The 19,517-nt window shown below is 67.6% G+C and carries 22 protein-coding genes; 6 read left to right on the top strand and 16 right to left on the bottom strand.

Annotated features, from left to right (window positions below):
• Positions 1-722: 722 nt before the first annotated feature.
• From ACIGYR_RS35575 to ACIGYR_RS35585, 3 genes are read right to left on the bottom strand one after another with little or no spacing between them, the layout of a single operon-like run.
• Positions 723-1,124 (bottom strand): DUF6009 family protein, encoded by a 402-nt coding sequence (locus ACIGYR_RS35575; protein ID WP_399608737.1) that lies wholly within the window; start codon positions 1,122-1,124, stop codon positions 723-725.
• Positions 1,121-2,656: a phage/plasmid primase, P4 family gene (locus tag ACIGYR_RS35580; protein WP_399608734.1), complete on the bottom strand. Its 1,536-nt coding sequence runs from the start codon at positions 2,654-2,656 to the stop codon at positions 1,121-1,123. Before ACIGYR_RS35580 ends, ACIGYR_RS35575 begins: the two co-directional genes overlap by 4 nt.
• Entirely contained in the window at positions 2,653-3,762 is a 1,110-nt protein-coding gene (locus ACIGYR_RS35585) for a bifunctional DNA primase/polymerase (RefSeq protein ID WP_399608731.1), read from the bottom strand. Before ACIGYR_RS35585 ends, ACIGYR_RS35580 begins: the two co-directional genes overlap by 4 nt.
• A 1,269-nt stretch (positions 3,763-5,031) precedes the next feature.
• Between ACIGYR_RS35585 and ACIGYR_RS35590 the strand changes: the two genes are divergently transcribed.
• Both ACIGYR_RS35590 and ACIGYR_RS35595 read left to right on the top strand, forming a co-directional pair.
• Complete coding sequence (locus ACIGYR_RS35590) at positions 5,032-5,556, top strand: AAA family ATPase (protein WP_399608729.1); 525 nt, start codon at positions 5,032-5,034, stop codon at positions 5,554-5,556.
• A gap of 154 nt (positions 5,557-5,710) precedes the next feature.
• Positions 5,711-6,238 carry a hypothetical protein gene (locus ACIGYR_RS35595; protein WP_333738840.1) on the top strand — a complete coding sequence of 176 codons (528 nt, stop codon included), beginning with the start codon at positions 5,711-5,713 and terminating at the stop codon, positions 6,236-6,238.
• A gap of 759 nt (positions 6,239-6,997) precedes the next feature.
• On the opposite strand, the gene ACIGYR_RS35600 is transcribed toward ACIGYR_RS35595, so the two are convergent.
• Positions 6,998-8,212, bottom strand: coding sequence for a pentapeptide repeat-containing protein (locus ACIGYR_RS35600; protein WP_399608797.1), 1,215 nt, complete (start codon positions 8,210-8,212; stop codon positions 6,998-7,000).
• A 474-nt stretch (positions 8,213-8,686) separates the two neighbouring features.
• Here ACIGYR_RS35600 and ACIGYR_RS35605 point away from each other — a divergent pair, with 474 nt between their 5' ends.
• Positions 8,687-8,836: a hypothetical protein gene (locus ACIGYR_RS35605; RefSeq protein WP_388813021.1), complete on the top strand. Its 150-nt coding sequence runs from the start codon at positions 8,687-8,689 to the stop codon at positions 8,834-8,836.
• A 30-nt stretch (positions 8,837-8,866) separates the two neighbouring features.
• Here the strand turns inward: ACIGYR_RS35605 and ACIGYR_RS35610 are convergent, their stop codons facing one another.
• From ACIGYR_RS35610 to ACIGYR_RS35620, 3 genes are read right to left on the bottom strand one after another with little or no spacing between them, the layout of a single operon-like run.
• A complete protein-coding gene (locus ACIGYR_RS35610; RefSeq protein ID WP_399608725.1) occupies positions 8,867-10,528 on the bottom strand; it encodes a tyrosine-type recombinase/integrase in 1,662 nt (553 codons plus the stop codon).
• Positions 10,413-11,321, bottom strand: a complete 909-nt coding sequence (locus ACIGYR_RS35615; RefSeq protein WP_399608723.1) for a hypothetical protein — start codon at positions 11,319-11,321, stop codon at positions 10,413-10,415. Before ACIGYR_RS35615 ends, ACIGYR_RS35610 begins: the two co-directional genes overlap by 116 nt.
• Positions 11,318-12,610, bottom strand: coding sequence for a tyrosine-type recombinase/integrase (locus ACIGYR_RS35620; RefSeq protein WP_399608720.1), 1,293 nt, complete (start codon positions 12,608-12,610; stop codon positions 11,318-11,320). The genes ACIGYR_RS35615 and ACIGYR_RS35620 overlap by 4 nt, the downstream gene beginning before the upstream one ends.
• 158 nt (positions 12,611-12,768) lie before the next feature.
• Between ACIGYR_RS35620 and ACIGYR_RS35625 the strand changes: the two genes are divergently transcribed.
• On the top strand, positions 12,769-13,284 hold the full coding sequence (locus ACIGYR_RS35625) for a GNAT family N-acetyltransferase (protein ID WP_399608717.1): 516 nt from the start codon (positions 12,769-12,771) through the stop codon (positions 13,282-13,284).
• On the opposite strand, the gene ACIGYR_RS35630 is transcribed toward ACIGYR_RS35625, so the two are convergent.
• The 7 genes from ACIGYR_RS35630 to ACIGYR_RS35660 all read right to left on the bottom strand — a co-directional run bounded on the left by ACIGYR_RS35630 (position 13,281) and on the right by ACIGYR_RS35660 (position 17,266).
• Entirely contained in the window at positions 13,281-13,421 is a 141-nt protein-coding gene (locus tag ACIGYR_RS35630; protein WP_399608799.1) for a hypothetical protein, read from the bottom strand. The two genes, ACIGYR_RS35625 and ACIGYR_RS35630, sit on opposite strands and share 4 nt — an antisense overlap.
• Positions 13,421-13,654 carry a hypothetical protein gene (locus ACIGYR_RS35635; RefSeq protein ID WP_399608715.1) on the bottom strand — a complete coding sequence of 78 codons (234 nt, stop codon included), beginning with the start codon at positions 13,652-13,654 and terminating at the stop codon, positions 13,421-13,423. Before ACIGYR_RS35635 ends, ACIGYR_RS35630 begins: the two co-directional genes overlap by 1 nt.
• Before the next feature lie 389 nt (positions 13,655-14,043).
• On the bottom strand, positions 14,044-14,355 hold the full coding sequence (locus tag ACIGYR_RS35640) for a hypothetical protein (protein WP_399608713.1): 312 nt from the start codon (positions 14,353-14,355) through the stop codon (positions 14,044-14,046).
• A 176-nt stretch (positions 14,356-14,531) separates the two neighbouring features.
• Positions 14,532-14,732 carry a hypothetical protein gene (locus ACIGYR_RS35645; protein WP_399608711.1) on the bottom strand — a complete coding sequence of 67 codons (201 nt, stop codon included), beginning with the start codon at positions 14,730-14,732 and terminating at the stop codon, positions 14,532-14,534.
• Between the two features lie 103 nt (positions 14,733-14,835).
• Positions 14,836-15,549 carry a hypothetical protein gene (locus ACIGYR_RS35650; protein ID WP_399608709.1) on the bottom strand — a complete coding sequence of 238 codons (714 nt, stop codon included), beginning with the start codon at positions 15,547-15,549 and terminating at the stop codon, positions 14,836-14,838.
• Positions 15,546-16,070, bottom strand: coding sequence for a sigma-70 family RNA polymerase sigma factor (locus tag ACIGYR_RS35655; RefSeq protein WP_399608706.1), 525 nt, complete (start codon positions 16,068-16,070; stop codon positions 15,546-15,548). The genes ACIGYR_RS35650 and ACIGYR_RS35655 overlap by 4 nt, the downstream gene beginning before the upstream one ends.
• Positions 16,071-16,591: 521 nt before the next feature.
• Positions 16,592-17,266, bottom strand: coding sequence for an HNH endonuclease family protein (locus ACIGYR_RS35660; RefSeq protein ID WP_399608703.1), 675 nt, complete (start codon positions 17,264-17,266; stop codon positions 16,592-16,594).
• A gap of 151 nt (positions 17,267-17,417) precedes the next feature.
• Between ACIGYR_RS35660 and ACIGYR_RS35665 the strand changes: the two genes are divergently transcribed.
• A complete protein-coding gene (locus ACIGYR_RS35665) occupies positions 17,418-17,660 on the top strand; it encodes a hypothetical protein (protein ID WP_399608701.1) in 243 nt (80 codons plus the stop codon).
• A gap of 214 nt (positions 17,661-17,874) precedes the next feature.
• On the opposite strand, the gene ACIGYR_RS35670 is transcribed toward ACIGYR_RS35665, so the two are convergent.
• Positions 17,875-18,090, bottom strand: coding sequence for a LexA family protein (locus ACIGYR_RS35670; protein ID WP_399608698.1), 216 nt, complete (start codon positions 18,088-18,090; stop codon positions 17,875-17,877).
• Positions 18,091-18,177: 87 nt separating this feature from the next.
• Between ACIGYR_RS35670 and ACIGYR_RS35675 the strand changes: the two genes are divergently transcribed.
• On the top strand, positions 18,178-18,537 hold the full coding sequence (locus tag ACIGYR_RS35675; protein WP_399608696.1) for a DUF6233 domain-containing protein: 360 nt from the start codon (positions 18,178-18,180) through the stop codon (positions 18,535-18,537).
• A gap of 38 nt (positions 18,538-18,575) precedes the next feature.
• Here the strand turns inward: ACIGYR_RS35675 and ACIGYR_RS35680 are convergent, their stop codons facing one another.
• Positions 18,576-19,496: a Ku protein gene (locus tag ACIGYR_RS35680; protein WP_399608693.1), complete on the bottom strand. Its 921-nt coding sequence runs from the start codon at positions 19,494-19,496 to the stop codon at positions 18,576-18,578.
• Positions 19,497-19,517: the final 21 nt, after the last annotated feature.

Here is a 19,517-nt window from a genome sequence, read left to right on the forward strand (position 1 = left end):
GTATGGCCGTCCAGGCTGGGGCGCCACCCGCAGTGGGAACCGTGCCGGAGCGGCGAAGCCGTCGGTGTGGTCGGTGGTATGTGCCGCGATGTCAATGAAGGCGTCCTGGAAACCGCACCTCATTGACGTGACGTACATGAGGTGCGGGAGCAGCTGAGACTCAGATGTGGGCCTAGACCTGCTTTGACGAGGGTGTTGCTCGCGTACGAGCGCCGGCCGCGCCGAGCCTTGTCGGTGTCGACCGGGCGATCAGCAGAACGGCCGCGGGCCCGGCCTCATCCAGCGTGGGGAACAGCTGGGTTAGCAACGCTGCATTGCTCGTGAAGCCGAAGGCCGGCTCGACGGGCGTGGTCAATGATCGGTCATTGCTCTGCCGGAAGTGCGGCAGGTCCCCGGTGCGGGCCAGCACGTCCAGCCGCTCACCGACTGCCCACTCCCGGTTTGTCCGGCGCAGTCAGCCGGGAACGCCACCGCTCCAGCGCCGCGGTGTTCGCCGCAATCCACGTCGACAACTGCGCCGAGGTCCCGGCCAGGGCAGGTCCTGGACACTGGGGGGCTGCTCGGCGCCGCAGACCCCGCCAGTCCGGCCGGGTGTGGTGCTGGCGACGGGCGGCTATGTGGCGGTGCCGTCCCGCGCCATTGCAGACGGCACGCAGCCAGAAGGCGGGATGGTGTCGGAGGTTCGGTCGCTTGAGTCGCTTCGGTCACTGGAGTCGGGCGGGTCAGAGGGGGAGGGTTATCCCGAGGGCTCGCATCGCGCTGGACGGGGGGCCGCCTTCGGAGCGCTCAGTTTTCCGGCCTTTGGTGCGCGGTTGCAGGGTCGCGGGGTCGATGGCCTCGGCCGGAGCGGAGCTGGCGTACAGGCCATCGGGTTCGGTGTCGCGGTCGTGTGGGAGGAGCCAGAAGACGCGGCGGCGGAAGGTGCCGGAGGCGCGGGAGGCTTTGGCGTCGCTGGCAAGGGTGGCGTAGCCGACCATGCGGCCGTCGCGGTGGTAGGCAGGCTTGCCTGTGCGGGTGGGGAGGCGGTCGAGGCTTTGGCGTACGTAGTCGAGGCGGGTGATGTCCTCGAGCCAGACGAGTGCGCTCTCGTGCTTGAGATCGTTCTCGCTGATCAGGGAACTCATGCCGTCTCCTCGTTCGCCAGCAGTCCGATGCCAGGGTAGTACTTCCTCGAATTCGACAAGATCATCTCTTTCGGGGAGGCGAGCCCGAGCAGTTCGCGGGCGCGGGCGGCGAAGGTGCGGTTGCTCATCGGGATGCAGCCCTCGCTCTGGCACCAGCCGCGGTAGGCGTCGTAGAGGGTCTTCTGCTCGGTGCGGCAGTCGGGGCTGATGAGGCATGCCTCGTCGAAGAAGCGGCCGGTGTGGTCCTCGGTCTCGGCGTAGGCGTTGGTGGCGATGCGGACCTTGTCGGGGCCGGTGAGGTCCTTCTCCCCGCCGAGGTAGCGGCGGGCGCCGTCGATGAGCCAGTTGAGGATGCCGGGGCCTTCTTCGGCGACGAGGATGTCGGCGAGGTTGTCGATGCGGCGGTCGTCGGCGACGGTGCGCTCGAAAGGGATCAGGCGCATGCGGCGCCAGAAGGCGAAGCCGCCGGTGCCGACTTCGGGGCGGTGGTTGCCCAGGAGCCACAGTTTGTGGGTGGGGTTGAAGGAGAAGAAGTCCTGTCGCATGCGGCGGGCCTTGATGCGGTCGCCGCCGGTGAGGTGCTTGACGCGGGCTTCGTCGAACTTGTCGCCGGGCTTGACCTCGGAGCAGACGACGACGCGCCGGCCGTGGAGTTCGGCGAGGTCGGTGGGGTGGCCTTCGTAGAGGCGGGCCATGAGGAAACCTGGCGGGGCGGCGTCGGCGTAGTCGCCCAGGAGTTTCATCGAGACGTCCAGGAGGACGGACTTGCCGTTCTTGCCGGCGCCGAAGAGGAAGGGCATGACCTGGCCGCCGACGTCGCCGGTGATGGAGTATCCCAGTAGCAGTTGCAGGAAGCTGATCATTTGGGTGCCTTCGGCATCGTCGCCGAAGGTGTCGGCGAGGAAGCGCTGGAACCTGGGGATCGGCATCGCGGCCGGGCCGACGGTGGTCGAGCGGGAGTGGAAGTCCTTGTTGGGGTCCGGGGTGCGCACAAGGCCGGTGTGCAGGTCGACGATCCCGGCCGGGGTGCACAGGGCGTAAGGGTCTGCGTCGAGGTATTCGGCCTTGAGGACCATGCCGGGCGCGGATTTCGCCTGGGCGAGCATTGCGTTGATGCCGGCAGTGCTCAGGGCGCGGCGGCGGTGCTTCTTGAGCGCCTCGACCGGGTGCTCGCCGGTGGGGTCGGTGGTGGCGAGGTGTTCGCCGATCTCGCCGGCAGCCCACAGGACGGAGTCGTCCTCGTCGACCTGCCAGCGGGTGGTGTCCCACCGGTACCAGCCAAGGCCCGGGACGTGGCGGAAGTCGGCCTGGTACAGCTTGACGAAGAGCTTGGCGTTGCCCCGGTCGGTGAGGGAGTCGGGCCTCAGGCCATGGGCGGTCGCGCCGGAGGTGGCCGTCGCCAGCGTCTGCGCGGACGGTGTGCCGTGTTGGGGCGGCAGGACGGGGGTGGCCTTGGCCATGATCCGCTCGGCCAGGGCCCGGGGATCGAAGTCGAAGAGCATGTTTGGCTCGCCGCCTGCGGGGCTGGTCACGGGCGGCTCCCGGGGTGAAGGGGACGGCGTGCCCCGGCGGTCATGCCGCTGCGGATGATCGCCTGGGCACGGGATTCCTGCCCGGGGCGGACCAGGCGGGCAGTCTCCATGAGGGCGTTCTCCGCGTCCGTAGCCGTGAGGTGCCCCCCAGCCACGAGCCCGCCAAGGGTGTAGGCGGCACGGTTGAGCTTTTCGGAGAACCCGGTGCCCTCGGCGGCATGAGCGCAGTTAGCAATCTCGGCAAGGGCCGTGGTGAGTACGGCGACGACAGGGTTGCCCTTGCCGCGAGCCGCGAGGACGGCCTGGCGCGCGCGGCCGGGTACAGGCCGCGGGGCGGGCACATGGGCAGCGGGCAGATGGTGGGTGCGCTGGAGTTCCTGGGCGAGCCAGGCCGGCAGCGGCGCGGGGGTCCGTACGGTGCCGAGCGGGGTGTAGGTGCCGGCGTCGGTGGTGGTTCCGGGCGCGATGATGTAGCCGCCGTCGGCCCGGACATCGACCTGCCAGGCGAGGGCGCGCGTGGTGCTGGAACCGGAGGAGCACTGCCAGCGGCGCGAGTCGGTCTGGCGGTACCAGACGTGCAGGCCTCCCGATGGGGTTCGGACCCGCAGGGTGGTGGTGTCGTCGGCAGGGCTGGGCTGGCCGCGGAGGGCGGCGAGTACCGCCAGGGTGTGGAAGCCTGTGGTCATCGCGGATACATCGATGTCCTCGGCGATGTCGATGCCGGGCAGGAGCCGGCTCCGGTCTGGCGGCGTTGCGGGGTGGGCATCGATGTCGATGACTACGAGGTTCGCCGGTCCGCAGGCCACGCCCACGCCCATCTGTGGCCTGGAGCCCCACCATTCCTGAATGCGGGTGCTGTCCAGGGTGGCTGCGTGAAACCCGTGGCACCAGCGGCCTGCTGTCCGGCAGGAGCAAGTCCGGCGGTCGTGTCCGGGCTCACGGCAGGCGGGGCAGTTGGCGGCGGGAATCTTCTTTCCCGGGGCGAGCGGGTGAACCGGCCAGCCGTGACTGGCGCACCAACGGGCGAGTACCAGCGGACCGGGCTGGGCGGCAGCGGGGACGCTGGGTCTTGAGTCGCTGACAGAAACCCGCAGGTCAGCAGGCATTCGATCTCCCAATAGCGACTGAAGCGACTCAACGACGGAGACAGCCTAGCGAAGACGTCCGTTCGAGTGGACCAGGTTCGCGTCCCGGCGTGCCGGTCATCCACGCTGACCAGCGACCGAGCGACTGGCCCAAGCGACTCAGCTCGCTGTCCGCCAGCCTCAGTCGCTTCCAGAAAGTTGCAGGTCAAGAGGTGAATACAGGGCCGCCCAGCGACTGAAGCGACTCAAGACGCCTATATATGACACGCACACGCGTGAACTGCACAGCCGATATGTAGAACTTCGGTCGCTTCAGTCGCTACCTGCCCTCCCAGCAGGCCCTTGACCTGCACGTTTCTACCAGCGACTGAAAATTTTCAGGGGCACCGTGCTTCAGTCGCTGGTCACTCACAGGTCGCCGCCGAAGCGACCCGAGCGACTGAAGCGACCGAATTCGCTGCCAACCCAGTGGGCGCAGGGTCGTCTCCGCTCTGCTCCGCCTGCCGCACCGTCATCACCAGCAGCCAGGGCTTGCTGCGCGTCGCTTGCGTCCAGCAAGCTCTAGAGATCATGTGCTCGCTGGTGCACCACACACCCGGATCAGCAACTTCCTCACCACCACCGACAGAGGCCCCCACCTCGCCGCGGCCGCAGTCGAGCACAACTGGGAGCTGCTCCCCCGCATGCTGGCGAGAAGGCTCGACCTGTACCACCAGTCGAACCGGTCCCGAACCCCTTTGTCCTGTCATTCCCCTCGCCCGTCCCGGAGGCGCTGAGCCCTGGCGGCCGTCCGGCTGGGTGCTGGCGAAGACTGACGGCTGTGGTCCCGGCCGGGACCACAGCGTGGATGTGGGCGACTGCGAAGAGACGCCCGCCGGAGCGCTGGTGCTGCCGCTGGAGCTGTGCACGAGCAGCAGCCGTGTCCAGCAGGCGTGCAATGCTGCGCTGCGTCAGGGAACGGACTCTGCGGCATCCGGCTCGCGCAGACCAGACGCGCCTTGTGACCTGCGGGGTGTATCAGGGGAAGGTCTGGATGGGTTAGACCTCGATGCAGGCGACGACCAAGGTCGTTATCTGGGGTTCTTGGGCTATCCGAGCAGGTCAGTGGGCATCTAGAGTTGTCAGGGATGTAAGGCACGTAGTCGAGCCTCCAATGCGACTGTGTCGTATGCCGCCTACGTTTTCCATGGCACTGTCATCGTGCCCTCCATCCGGCTGTGGCTCAGCCCATGATCGGGCGGCCAGATAAAGCGGTGGTCGTCTGATTGGCTTCCCTGCCACGATCTGGGTGTGACCACGTTGTTCCTGATGGTCGGCCTGCCAGGAGCCGGAAAGACCACGCGGGCTCGGCAGCTCGCCGCGGAGCACCGCGCGCTGCGTCTGACGCCCGACGACTGGATGATTCCCCTGTTCGGCGAGGCGGAGGCGGACGGCGAGCGCGACGTGCTGGAGGGGCGCATGCTCTGGCTCGCCTTAGAGGTAGTCAGACTGGGCACCAACGTCGTCGTGGACTATGGCTGCTGGTCACGGAACGAACGGTCTGCGATTCGCTGGTTGGTGGAGGCCGAGGGGGCGTGCTTCCGCATGGTCTACCTGCCGGTGGACGATGTGACCCAGCGCGCCCGTATCGCCCATCGCTGGGCGACCACCCCAGCGGAGACGTTGCCGATGTCCGAGGCCGACATCCTGCACGGACGGGCGCATTTTGAGGAGCCCGACGTGGCGGAGCTGGAGGGCCACGGAATCACCGGCCCGCCGCCCGGCTGGGTGGGCTGGCGGGAGTGGGCCGCCGACCGGTGGCCGTCGTTCGCGTGACTGCTGCGGCCCACGACAGCGCAGCCGTACCGGGCGTGCCCGCACCAGCCCGAAGTGATCCCCACGGGGCAAGAATTGACGTTCATTCCGTTGGCTTCGTTCAGCGCGGGGCTACCCGTGGGCGCCCCGCTCATCCATCGTGAGGAGACCTGGCTTGACCGTCTCATGGGATCTGCTGATATCCACCGCAGGTGGTGTCACCGCAACGGTCGTAGGCGTCATCGCCGGCGGTGTCGTCGGGCGCCGCGGCCAGCACCAGCAATGGCTGCAGGGGACGCAGACCGCCGCCTACGAGAAGTTCCTGCAGGCGTTCGGGGCCGTGGAGGCGGAGCTGCGCGAGGCATTCCTCGACGAGCGCAGGCCCGCCGTCGACTGGGTGCCGTTCGTGGCCGCCCAGCACTCGGTCAGCCTCGTTGCCGACCCGGCGACCAGCGCAGCAGCCGAGCGGGTCTGCGAGATCCTGGAGGACTTCACCATCCTCTTCCATGGTCGTCAGCCGACCGACCTCGAAGAACTGCGGCCGATTCATACCGCGCTGGGCGAGGCTCACCTGAGCTTCGTCAATGCGGCCCGCTGTTCCCTTGCCCCATCCCAACGGCGCCTGGACCGATCACTGGGCGGCCCCTCGCCCTGGCGGGGCGTCGAGTCCTTCTACACCCGACCAGACAGAAGCCTCGACTGACCCTTGGCAGGGCGTCAGACTGGGAGGACGTTCTGAGTCGCTTTGCCCGATTGTCGGTGGGCTGGCGGAGGGCGGTGACGATCAGGTCGAGCCGCGCAGAGCAGTAGCCGTCGAGCGCGGCCAGCTCGCTCGTCGCGTCTTTGGCGGGGATGACGAAAACGTCGTCGTGGTGGGAGCGACGGGTGGCTATGCGGACGGACCCGACGACGGCTGGGTCGGCCGTCGCATCGGCGACGACGCTGTGAAATCCAGCGTCACTCCAGATCCTTGCGCATCACCGTGCACATCGTCTCGTACCGCTGGAGCGAGCCGTCCTCGGCCGGCACCACAGTGCCGTCCGGCAGCTCCGCTCCGGCAACGGTTCACCCAGTTCCTGACCTACGGCGCCAAGCACGCCCGGCGCTGACGTGCCGTACGTGCCTGACGAACCCACGGATATCTGTAAGGCACGGACTGATCAGGGCCACTTGCCTTACTTGCCTTCTCTGAACTAAACCGGTCGCAGTGCTCGGCTTCTGCTCAGCGCCCCCATGCGCGCGGACCGAGCTCTCCTGGACGGCCAACTGCCAGAACTTGCTCCAAGATGACCAGCACACTGCCGCAGCCGTGTCCATGCCGACGGCTGGCGACGCCGTTGAGGCCGACTCGACGCAGGTCGCGGCACAGAGGCTGACGCCTGTAACGCCATCGTCGCCGCCTGGGACCTCATCAGCGGGCGCCTCAGTGAGCCAAAGCGCGGGATCACTACTCCCGGCATTGTCACGATGCTGATTCAGGCGGCCGGTCCGGCAGGAGCAACCCTGGTGGGTGATCTGCGAGAACGTCGTCGTCGAAGACAGGCGGCGTTAACCAGTGCGAGTTCAGAAGGTCGACGACACCTCCTGTGAAACCTGCCTTGCGGAAGTCCACAGCGGCGCTGGAGAAAACGACGTCGGTGAAGACCACGGTGCCGCCAAGGAACTTGGCCTGAGTGAAAGACACGGCACCGCTACCGAACAGGGTGTTGGTGAAGTCCACTGTGCCGCCGGAGAACTCGGCGTGGATGTAGGACACGGTGCCGCCACCGAACCCGGCCTCGAAGAAGGACACGGTGGCGCCGGAGAACTTGGCGCGGGTGAAGGACACGGTGCCGCCACCGAACCCGGCCTCGAAGAAGGACACGGTGGCGCCGGAGAACTTGGCGCGGGTGAAGGACACGGTGCGGCGGGAAAACTCGGCACGGTCGAAAGACACAGTGCCGCCACCGAACCTGGCGCTGGCGAAGGACACGATGGCGCCGGAGAACTTGGCGTAGGCGAAGGACACGGTGCCGCCGCAGAACTCGGCCCCGTGGAAGGACACGATGCCGTCGGCGAACTCGGCATTGTTGAACGTCACCCGGCCGGAGAACCTGGCATCGCTGAAGTCGCCGCCATCGAACACGGTGCCGGTGAAGTCGAGGTCGCATCCGCTCCAGGACGTGTCCGGTGGGGTGGTGGGCAGGAGATGGTCGCGGATCGTGCGGATGACGGTGTGGCGGATTTCGCGGTTGGCCTGCCAGGTCAGGTGCTCTGTGAGTGGTGCGTCCTCGTCGGGGTGGGGCGGGTAGGGCATGCGGAGGTAGGCGCAGAGCACGTCGATGCAGGTTTGCCGGCGCTCGGCCCAGTCGTCGGCGAGTCCGGCCATGGCGTGAACGCCGGCGAGGCGGCAGGCTGCTTCGCCGTGGCCGAGGAGTCGAGCTGCAGTGTCGAAGCGTTCGTTGAGCAGCCGGGTCCGTTCGTGCCCCAGGGTTTCTCTGGTGTTGTCGCGGAGCGCTTTCGTGGAACGCCAGGACGCGGCGAACACTCCTGTGCCGCCGAGGAGGCCGCCGAGGAGGCCTACGATCAGATACGCCCAGAGTGGACTACTCGATCCGCTGGTTTGGGGCGAGAGCGGGGGAACCGAGGGGGTCGGGCTGGGGACGACGCTGACGTAGTCGAGGAGGCTGGCCAGCATCGTCACGGAAGCACGGTAAGGGGATGTCCCTGCAGCAGCCGGGCGGCACGCCGGATGGTGCGCATGCGGACATTCGGCGCGGGGAAGTCCTGGCGCGAGTCGCGGCGATCGCCCTGCGCTGCTGCCTTTGGTGGACGTGCTGGACTCGATTTGTTGAGTCAAACGCGAGTTCAGTGCACTGCAGGAGGTCGAGCGCTCAAGGGGAATCGACGTCTCAAGGCCTGAAGACGATCGTCCGAATGTGGAAATTTCTCTTCACATAGTGACGAAGCAGGGAAGATCTAATGCTGATTTGCAACCTTTGTGACCCTTTGCCGCCTTTCTATAGTTAGAAGTGGCTAGTGAATTAGGCCCCTATGGGCCTGTTACGGTTCACATTGATGCCTAAATGCTGGCATCACCACCGCAAACCCGGGGCGCATTATGCCCTTTTTCGGGTTTGTTTTCCCATTTGCGGGGCCCTAAATTCTGAGCATGAACCCCATCGAGCTGTACTCGCCAGCCACTCTGTTCATGCTGATCGTCGGCCTCACTTGCGCCGTCGCTGTTACTCACGAAGATGAAAGTGTGCGTGCTGCCGCCTGCCGCGTGCTGGAGATCTTTTTCGGGGGCGCCCCTCGTTAGTCCAGAGGTAGATCATCGGCTGCGCCCGGTTCAGGGCTCCTTGACGTATCTGGAGCGGGCGGCATTTTGACCGAACGTAGGGATTCCCAGGAAGAGCGGGGAGTCCCTACGTTCTTGTTGTGCGTCGAGCTGGGCGAGCTTCTCCTCGGCTGCGGCAAGGCTGACGGCAAGTCCTTCAACTTCCCCGAGCCAGCCCTCGCGTTGGGCTTCGGCGATCCTGGCGTGGAGGTTCTCGCGGATCTCTTCCAGGCGGGGCCGCTCACCAGGCCCCACGATCAGTGCCGGGCATCGAATACATGCGTGCTCGTGGACGCAGCTGCTTCCGTATGCTCGGCCGCACTGCCCCAGAGCCAACTTGCGCCGCTCAAAGTGCCCGAGGAACTCCTGCCACTCCTCGTCAGTCACTGCCCGATATTCCCCGGCGGGTCGAAGACCGCGGCGGCGGGCGATGAAGGCTCGATGGGCTTCGATGGCGTCTGCGGGATAGATCGCCGCGTAGCCGATTGTGGTATTGATGCTGTCGTGACCTGCGATAACTTGCGCGATGTGGGGCGGGAGGCCATTGAGGATGGCGTCGGTGATGAAAATCCTGCGGAAGTCGTGCGGCTGAAAGGTCAGCGGCTGTCCGCTGGCGTCGGTGATGCCGGTATCCGCCAGCAGCGTGTGGAGCGACTTGCGGATCGTGTGAATGGAGATCGCCCTGTTCTCGCCGCCCACAGACCACTGGTAAAGCAGCGGCATGGGAGCGTTCCAGACCTTCTCGTGCAGGTCGTAGGACGGGATGCTCGGCACCCGGCCGTCCTGCCCGCGAACACGGCTGATCACAGCACTGAGAACGTCGGCAAGCTCTGGGCTGACCAGCAGGAGGCGCTCTCGATCCGTCTTGGACGGCGCGATCTGCAGGAGCGGTATCACCTCTCCTGTGGTCGGCAGCTTATAGCTGATGATGCTGTGGTGGCCGAGTTCCTTGAGCTCTTCGATGCGCATCCCGGTGTGCCGGAGGATCTCCACGGTCGCCCAGCCGTAAAAGGCCAGTTTCTCCTCCGTTCGGAAGTCGCGCGGTGTTCCTGCGGCGTCAACGACCTTTGAAGGTTTGCCGTCGGCTCGCTCGGTGGATCGGGGCAGGGTGAAGCTCTTGCCGTGCACCGTGATGGTGGCTCCCAGGCCAGCCGCTTCCAATGCCTCCAGGCGCTCTCGGGCTTCCTTCAGCCGGCGGGCGGATGCCTGTACCAGCGCGGGCAGGACGGGCAGTCTGTCCCGGGTGCGGGCGTCGGATCTGGCGCGGACCTCCTGGGCGACCTTCTTGGCGGAGCAGTCGGCTTCGGTTACTGGGGTCGGAGCTGCCCACGGCCCCCAGCGTTCGGGCTCGTCCAAAGCCCATTCGGCGATGTCCAGGTAGAAACCCCGCACCGCCATCCTGATCATCAAGGCTCCAATGCGTGGCTCCGTTGTCGTGGCGACGGTGCCGTTCGGCATGCGGTGCTTGACAGTCTTGAATGCGATCCGGGCCTTCCACGCGTCGCGGACCTCCGGGGCCAGGTGAAGGCTGTCGATCCCTGGGTGGTGCCGCTCCAGGTCAGCCCAGAAGTAGCCGACCAGATTCCTGGACAGATGTACCAATGTGACGTAGTCGACTGAGGGCTGGCGTTCGGTCAAGTAGTTGACGAGCAGGTCGCGGATCGGCGTGCACATCGAATCGGTCGACGAGCTGGGCCGGGCTCACCTGTCCGGCACGCTTCTCGATGCTCCGCAGCGTTTTGGGGGCGTCAGGGGGGAACTGGCCGCGGCTCTGGAGCAGGGCATAGGCGAGTCGAGTGTGACTTGTGGAGTTCGGCGTGGCCACCAACAGCAGTTCGAGGACATCGCCGACCACGATGTCGTCGATGGCGCCGCCCTTCGCCGCGAGGATGCGGGCCAGGGCCTTGAGCGCCTTCGAGGTACGTCGCTGGTCCGGTTGTCCGGGCATGCGGGCGTTACGCAGTGCGGCAAAGCCTCTGGGATCGCGGGCGGCTTCGATGGCTTCGCGCAAGTGGGGCGACAGGCTGCTGGCGAGCCACGCCATGCTGGGGCGGATGACATCAGCGCAGACCAGTGCCAGCAGCCCGGAACCGAGCCCTGCCTTCCGCGGTTTCCTGCCGTGGGCAATCCCCCAGGCGAGGGGGGCATCGGTCCAGCCGGCCGAGGTGGCTGAGCCCGGGCTGGCGTTCCAGCGTTGCTGCCAGGTCTCGCCCTCGAAGGTCTCCAGCCATCGCAGCAGCAGGCGCGCACCGACCATTCGCATCGAGTGGGTGGAGTCCTTGCCGTTCTTGAACGGCGGCTTCTCCAGCCTGCGGAGAACCTCCGCACGGGAGAATCGGGTAGTGACCCAGTCGGTTCCTGGGCTTCGTGGCGGAAACGTCTGCAGATAGGCATCGATCTCTCCGCCAGTCAGGCTTCTCGCGGCCCGGGCCGGCGGGGAGACGAGAGGGACGGTGGTAGTCGTCACCTGGGCCCCCCGCCGAAGAGAACGTCGAGGGAGTCTCGGTTATAGGCCGGCGCGGGCGGGGCCGGAGGAGGGTCGTTGCGCTTGCGCTCCTGGCGGGCATGGTGTGCAAGACCTGCCGAGATCACGTCGTCCCTGGTGGGCCGGTTGTAGATGTCCAAGGTGGACAGATGCTTATGGCCGAGGATGTGCTGGACGTAGACCGGCGGCATGTTCGGGTCGTCGAGCATCAAGAACGTCGCCGTGTGCCGCAGGTCGTGAAGAGTCCAGTTGGCGCCCAGGAGCTCGTTGGCGCGGTTGAACATCATGCGCGCCGCGTCGTACTCCAAAGGTCGCCAGGGGCGGCGCAGAGTCCACCACAGCGGCTGCCCGCGGCGGCGGGGGACGCCCTTCTTCCAGGCTTCTTCCTGGTAGAGCCGCAGCCAGACGAACGCGTCGGGAGTGGCGGGCAACTCCTGGTAGTCGCGCGTGCCTTTGCGGATCACGCCGATGGTCTGCTGGCCGACGACCGCATCGCCCTGCCTGGCAGTGAGCAGTTCCTCGGCGCGGGCTCCGGTGGCGACCCAGAAGGCCAGTAGGGCTCGGTCGCGGTGCGAGCGGAGCCCCTCGAAGACCTCGGTGTACTTCTCGTCGGGGATGCGGCGCGGGATCCGCTTGGGAACCTTGGGCCGATAGAGGCCAGTGCGCTGCTGCTTGTGTTCCTTCTCGGGGTTGTGGTGGGCGTTGGCTCGTGCCGAGCGCCGATTGCGGACCAGAGGGAAGGGATTGACCAGCAGCGAACCGGTGTTGCGCTCCAGGTGGAAGTCGTAGAAGGTCCGCAACACCGTCTCGCAGTGCGCCCGGGTATTGGGCGCGTACTTCTTGCCGACACTGGGCTTGCCCGTCACCGGGTTCGGAGCGCCCGGCGCCGGACTGCCGGTCCAGGCGGGCTGGCGTATTTCGGCGGGTTCCTTGCCGCGGTGGCGCCAGTGGACACGTACCGGCTTGTCCGCCAGCTTCATCCACAGCATGAAGTCCCGGGCATCCTCACGAACCGCGCGGTCCCACTCGATACCGCATGCCCACAGGTAGCGCCACCAGCGCAGCAGATCCATCCCGTACGAGCGCGGCGTCAACGGCGAACTGTCTGCTGCCATCAGGTCTCTGAGGTACGTCGCGACAGGCTCGATCCGTAGTCCGAACGGGTCCAGCACCTGGTACGGCTCCCAGGGGTCTCCCGTCTCCAGTAACTTGCCTAACTCAGGCAGTACAAAGTTCTTCAGATCCCTGTCGGGACGCTGTCCACCGGGCATGCCGGGAAGCTAGCAGAAACCCCAACTGATCTGCGAGGACTCTTGAGTTAGTTCGGTCAACACGCCTTACGACTCCTGAGCACCCCAGATAATGGCGGAGTGAGGGACGTTAGGCACTGCCCGGCGTCGGGGACACGTTCTGACGGTATCTTTGCCGGATGCCAGAGTTGATCGCGCCCACTGTCAGCCTGCATGCCGCCTGGCTTGAGGCCCGCGCTGAGTGGGGTCCTGGCCAACACGAGGACGGCTTCGGGCTGGGTCCGTCCGATGAGGTGGACTCGGCCGCGGGGTTTGCGGCCTGGGTGCAGCGGCTGACCGACCAGTCGGACACGGCGAAAGCGACCGACGCGATGCGGTGCATCTATCGGTGGATCGTGGAGAGCGATCGAGTGCTCGGCGGAATCGCACTCCGATACGGCAGCAGCGACTACGTGTCGTGGGCTGGAAACATCGGCTATGGGATCAGGCCGTCCGCGCGGCGGCGCGGTTTGGCTAGTTGGGCGGTGGGTCAGCTGCTCGATGAGGCGCGGGCACTCGGCCTGGATCGGGTGTTGGCCGTCTGCGCGGTCGACAATGCCGCTTCGGTGAAGACCATCGAGCGGTGCGGCGGCGTCTTCGAGGAGATCCGGGACACCGAGTTCGGTCCCGCGCGGCGTTACTGGATCAAGATCTAGCGGTTCTCGACCGAGATGACGACCAGGGCGCGGTCCAGGGCGTGGAGGTCGGCCTCGCGGGTGATGTTCTCCAGCTGCTTGGCGGCGGCGTCGGAGAAGGCGATGCGGGCGCGGCGGGGGCCGTGGTGTGTGGGCATCAGGCGACGGCCGGGCGCTGGCGGGCGAGGCGGGCGAGGTGGGTTTCGCGGAGGTCTTCCCAGGGCGTGCAGTCTTCCACTGCGGGCAGGCCGTTGGCGGCGATGTCCTCCAGGACGGCGGCGAACTCGTCCGCCCTGGCGCGGGTCAGGGCCGCGTAGGCGCGTACCGCGTCCGCGGCGGCCGGCTTCAGCGGCTGGCGGACGCTGTCGGCAAAAGCCGGCTCTTGGCTCATCACAGGCTCCCTGGACCAGGCAGGCGTGTCCCTCTCACGATAGTGCCGGCAGCGCACGGTCCGGCACCCCTTCCTGAACAGCCGCTGTGCTTGGGCGTGAACCCGGCCTGAGCGTGTCAGGACTGGGGGCGTGAGGGCTTGTCGTGGGCGCGAGCGCCGTCACCTCAGTGTCCGCCGTGGAACGGGGGTCGGCGCCGGGTGGGCGCCAAGCACGCCGCGGCCCCGCAGTTCGTTCAGGTCAGGCAGACGGATCCCGGGGAGGTCGTCGAGCAGGTCGGCCTGGGCGGCGCGGATACTGCGCGCGGCCTGAGTGCCTGCGCCAAGAGCGCGGCGGGTTGTCACTCGGGCATCGTACGGACCGTGCTGCGGGCGTGGAAGGTGCCTTTGGCTCAGTGGCGGCGGGCCAGTTGGTCCAGGCGGGCGTCGAGGTCGAGTAGGTCGGGGTGGCTGCGTAGTGCGGTCAGGACGGCTTGGCGCATCTCGGGGAGGTAGGCGGTGGTGACGTCTTCGGGGGTGACGGCGAGGGCGTCGGCGAGGTGTGTGGTGGTGGCGGTGTCGAGGCCGTCGGACAGGGCGATGGCGGTCAGTAGCAGGATCGTCATCTGTGTCTGGGCCGTGGTGGTGTCGTAGCCGGCGAGGTGGCTGTGGTGCAGGAGCCAGCGGGCGAAGCGGCTTTTGCTGAGTTCGTCGTCGAAGGGCATGTTTCTCCTCCGGGGTGGATGCGGCCGTCATGCGGGCCTGGGAGGGCGGTGGCAGATGTGGCGCGGCCTTCGGGGGCGTGGCCGCGGCGGCCCGCCGCCGTGGTGTTCGGCTGTGCCGGGTGGCGGCGGACCGGCCGGGGTGGCCGGTGTGTGGGGGCCTGGCAGGTGGCTCTGCTTTACAGGTGCTGTTGGAGCCACCAGGACGCCAAGCCGGCGGCGCCGGTGCCGGCGCCGTAGCACAGGCCGCGCAGCACCTGGGCGGTCGCGGTGCGGCGGTGGCGGCGTAGGCGGGCCAGGATCCGGTCGGTGGTACGGCTTTCGTGTGGGTGAGGGCCCGTTGTGGTGGCCGTGGCGGGGGGCGTGGGCCTACGCTGCATGCGGGAGCTCCTTGCTGGGGCTTTGCCGGGGGAGCCTGCTGGTGGTCGGTGGCCTAGGAACCTGTGACCGTCCGGTGGGCTCTTCTCGTGTCCGTACGGGGTGTCAGCGATGGTTGGCGCAGTCCTGGAGGCGGTCGGCGAGTTCGCGTTCGGGCAGGACCAGGACGTCGCCGCTGGGGCGGGTGGCGAGGCGTTCGACTTCCTCGGTCAGGCCGGGCACGGGTGTGGCGGTGCAGTTGCGGCGGACGTAGCCGGCGAACTGTTCAACGATGCTGAGGAAGGCGTCGTCGGGGCCGTCGATGTCCTGCTGGAGCTGCGTGCGCCACTGTCGGGCTTCTTTGAGTTCGCCGAGTTCCAGGTGGTGCAGGTAGAGGCAGTAGGCGGCGACCCGGTGGCCGGCGCCGGCGGCCAGCTGCCACCAGAAGCAGGCGCTTTCGGGGTGTCCGGCGAGGTAGAGCATGCAGGCGAAGACCTGGGCGCCGTCGACGTCGAGGTCCTCGGTGGAGGACTCGTGCAGGGCGACGGTGTCCTCGTCGCCGATCTCCTGAGCTAAGCGCTGGACGTGGTCGGCGGCCTGGGGCTGCTTGAGGACCCAGCGGGCGATGACGGCGAGCTGGTGCCCGGCGCGGGGGCCGGGCGGCACGTCACGGTCGGCAGCGGGGCCGGGGCGGGTGCGCTGGCGGGGGGCAGGGCGGGCGGTGGCGGTGTAGCCGGCCTCGCGGGCCAGGCGGTGCAGGCCCGCGCCGACGTCGAAGGGACGCCGGGCCTCCTGCAGTGCCTTGCCGGCTGCCCTGAGGCGCTCTTCCACGCTGCTCACGTACGGTCCCCTTCCTTCTTCAGGTACGACGAGACGGCCTGTTGCAGGCGGTCCTTGGCCTTGCGGCCGTGGTAGTCGACCGTGCTGGGAGTGACTCCCATGTACCAGCTGATCTTCTTGGTGTCGCAGGCCAGGACGTGCCGCAGCACGATCACGTCGAACTGGCGCGGCGGCAGGCTGGACATCGCCCTGAACAGGCCGATGTCACTGCGCAGAAGGGCCAGCTTCCTGCGAAACCCCTCCAGAGCCTGCGATATGACGACCCGCCGCAGGATCGCCCAGGCCTGCTGCTGGAGGTTGCTCTCCTCCAGCAGCGCGCTCCAGTGGTTGAGGATCTCCAGAAAGGCCCGGTGCACGGCCTCTTCGGCAGCGTCGTTGGCGCCCAGGTAGAACAGGGCGTAGTCGTGGAACGCCTCTTGGGTGGCCACATACAGAGCCTCGAACTCCAGTGGCAGAGGCAGTACCGCGTCGGCATCGGCGACCTGCCCGCCGCCGTCCTCCGCGCGTACGTCTTCGGTCATGAGTCCTCTTCGCTGAGGGCTGGGAGCGAAGGGCAGGAACAACGCTGTTGGCCCCGCCCGCTGGTGAGGACCACTCAAGCGGCCAAAGACGCCGAACACGCATGCTCCCGACGTCGAAAATCACTCAGCGAACAGCACCAAACGCGTTCAGTGATCAACAAGTCGGTGCGCATAGGCCATGAACTGCTCTTTTATGCCGCCCCCCACGGGGCGCACGCCCGGCGCTCCACGCCCCCTGTGGCGCACGTCACTCACTCCGCCTTGGCAGGTGCACGCCGGTGCACGCCGGTGCACTACACGAACGGGTGGCATCCACTCGAAACACCCACCACGTGCAGCACCCGACCACGGCAACGGAAAGCTACCCGTACGTCAACAACGGCCAAAACACACCGCCTCACCCCGCACACCACCCAACCCCTCAACCCGCCGCGCCCCGCGCCCGGTCCCCTCAGCCCGGCCTCCCGGGCAGCTGACCCCGGGCGCGCGACACCCCGGTCAGCTCCTCCGCACCCAGCGGCTCAGCGGGCCGGCTCGACGGTCACCGGAACGTCGGGACAGCTCTCCAGCACCTCCGTGAGCGCGTCCAGCTCCACGGTGTCGATGCTCAGGCCCCAGCGCGACTTGTCGGCGACCCAGTCGGTGACGTACTGGCAGCGGTACCCCGCGGCCGGCGGCAGCCAGGTCGCCGGGTCCTGGTCGGCCTTGGACCGGTTCGAGGCGGCGGACACCGCGATCAGCGCACGGTCGTCGCCGAGGTCGTTGGCGTATGCCTCCCGCTCCTTCGCGCTCCACGCCGAGGCGCCGGAGTCCCACGCCTCGGCGAGCGGGACCAGGTGGTCGATGTCCAGCCCGCCCGGCCCGGCGATGTAGCGGTCGTCGTACGGCGAGTACCACTCTCCCCCGGTCAGTTTGCAGCGCTCACCCTGCTCGGGAGCGACGACGGCCTCGGCCTTCAGAACCTCCGCACGGGTGCTGCAGCCGTCCCCGTCGGCGTCGACCCAGTGCCTGAACTTCGTGCGCTCATAACCGGTGCGGTCCTCGGTACGGACCGGGAGCTCGGCGAGGACCTCGCGGACGGGCAGGGTGACGGCTTCTCCAGGCGCGGCAGCGGCAGCCGGGGCAGCCTGTGCGGTCGCGGGGACGAGAAGAGCGGCGAACACGGCAGCCGCAGCAGCGGCACGGGAAAGACGCACGGGAGGGCATCCTCTCGGAGATCACGGACAGTTCCGTGATCTTCGTAGCCGCTCCGTGCAACGACCCGCCCGGGAACCGGCAGCGCATCTACCCGAACAGGCGGTAAGTCCGATCGTCCGCCTCCGGATCCGGCCGCATAGGATCCCGCCCGTGACAGACACCCCGGACGACGAACTGATCAAGCTGGAACGATCCGCCGAGGAAGAACGCGCCCGCCTCGCTGGCCTCACCGGGGAAGCCCACACCGAACAGTGGCGCCGCTGGCGCGAGGCCGCCGGGAAGGCGCAGGCGGCCGTCACCGCTCACGCGGAAGCCACCGGCGCCAACCGGTACGAACTGGAACAGGCCGTGAAAAGGGCCGCCCGGCACGCCGACGGCGACTCCACCCCGTAGTAGCCGGGCATCAGGCTCTACCCCTGGGAGGGCCAGGCCACCAGCACCGTCGCCCCCTCGTCGTCCAGGAGGGTGAGGCGGGTCCCAGCCACCCCTCCGTACTCCCTCGTCCAGCGCCGAAATTTGTCCTGCGCGATGTGCTCCCGCTGCCACCAGCCGTGCTTAACCGGCCGACCGCCCAGCTCCAGCAGCACGTGGTAGCGGCCGGGACGGGTCATGCGAGACGGATCCCTCGGGACCGGCCCGGCTCGCGGACGATCGCGTACTTCGCCTCCAGCTCCCCCACCTGGTAGTGCACCGAGGATCTGCGCATGCCGACCGCCTCCCCGATCTGCTGCATCGTCGGCGCCTCGCCGTGCTCGCTGATGTGCTCACGGATATAGCGCAGGATCCGCTCCTGGGTGGCGGTGAGGTAGTCGACGCGGTACATACTTAAATTAGATCTCTTGTTCGAATTTTGAGGCAAGCTGAGACCTGCAGGAAGGACCAGGCCACGGCCGAGGGAGGCTCAGGAAGGGTGGATGAGACGGGGCTGTCGCGTCTGGAGGCGCTGCGCTTCACCCGCCGGATCCTCGTGCAGCACACCCGGCGGCAGCTGGACCTCATCGACGGCTGGATCGCCGCGGAGGAGCGGCGTGAGACCGAGCGGCGTCAAGGCGCCGAGCGTCGGCCGCCCGCGCCTGAGTGGCTGATCCAGTACGGCCTGAACAAGACCAACATCGACGCCGTACACACCGGTACCTGCTGGGCGGCCAAGAAGAGCGGCCGGTGCCGTCCGGCAACCCGGGAACAGGCCCTCGCAGCCCTGCGCGACCAGGTGCCGCCGTGCGTGCACTGCCACCCCGACACCGGACTCCGCACAACACCACCGTCGTAACGGACCGCCCGGGAGCCCAGCGCACCCGGCTGCTGTTGCTACGCGCTCCGTGGCCGACGCCCCGGCGTCTTCTTTGCGGTCGTCTTCTTCGCGGTCGCCTTCTTGGCCGGCTGTTTCCTGGCGGCCGTCTTCTTCGGTGTGGGCAGTTCATGCACCTCGGCCGGGCCTGCGTCCTCACCGCGGGAGACCTTGGCCTTCTGCACCGACTCCTGCAAGGCCGCCATCAGGTCCAGCACCGGGGCCGGCTCCTCCGGCTCGGGCGCCTCGGGCAGCGGCTTCTCCTCACGTTTGGCCTCGATGAGCTGCGCAACGGCCTCGGTGTAGCGGTCGGTGAAGTCAGGGCCTTCCAGCTTCTCCACCGTCATGGTGTCCATCAGGGCCAGCGCACCGTCGATCTCCGCGTCGGTCACCTCGGTCAGTGGCGGGAGCAGCTCGGTGGGGTCGCGGATCTCGTCGGGCCAGCGCATGGCGTGCAGGACCAGGACGTCGTCGCGGACCCGTAGCAGACCGAGACGCTCGCGGCCGGACCATGCGTACTTCGCCACCGCCACCTTGGCCGAGCGGCCGAGGGCTTGGACGAGGAGTTTGTAGGGCTTGGCGGCGACCTGGCCGGCGGGCTGGAGGTAGTAGCCCTCGGCGATCCGGATCGGGTCGATCGAGTCCAGCCGCACGAACGCGTCGATCTCGATCGCCTTAGCGGTCGGCAGCGGCAGGTTGCTCAGATCCTCGTCCGTGATCGGGATGACCTGCGTTTCGGTCAGCTCATAGCCCTTGCCGATCTCGTCCTGGGACACCTCGCGATCCTCCAGCTCGCACACCTTGCGGTAGCGGACCCGGCCGCCGTCCTGAAGGTGGTACTGATGGAACCGGATGGAATGATCCTCGGTCGCGCCGACCACATGGATCGGCACCGTGACCAGGCCAAATGAGATCGCGCCGGACCAGATCGTACGGGGCATGGCACACCTTTTCCGCAGGCT

Source organism: Streptomyces sp. NPDC053076, from assembly GCF_044546845.1.
GTDB lineage: Bacteria > Actinomycetota > Actinomycetes > Streptomycetales > Streptomycetaceae > Streptomyces.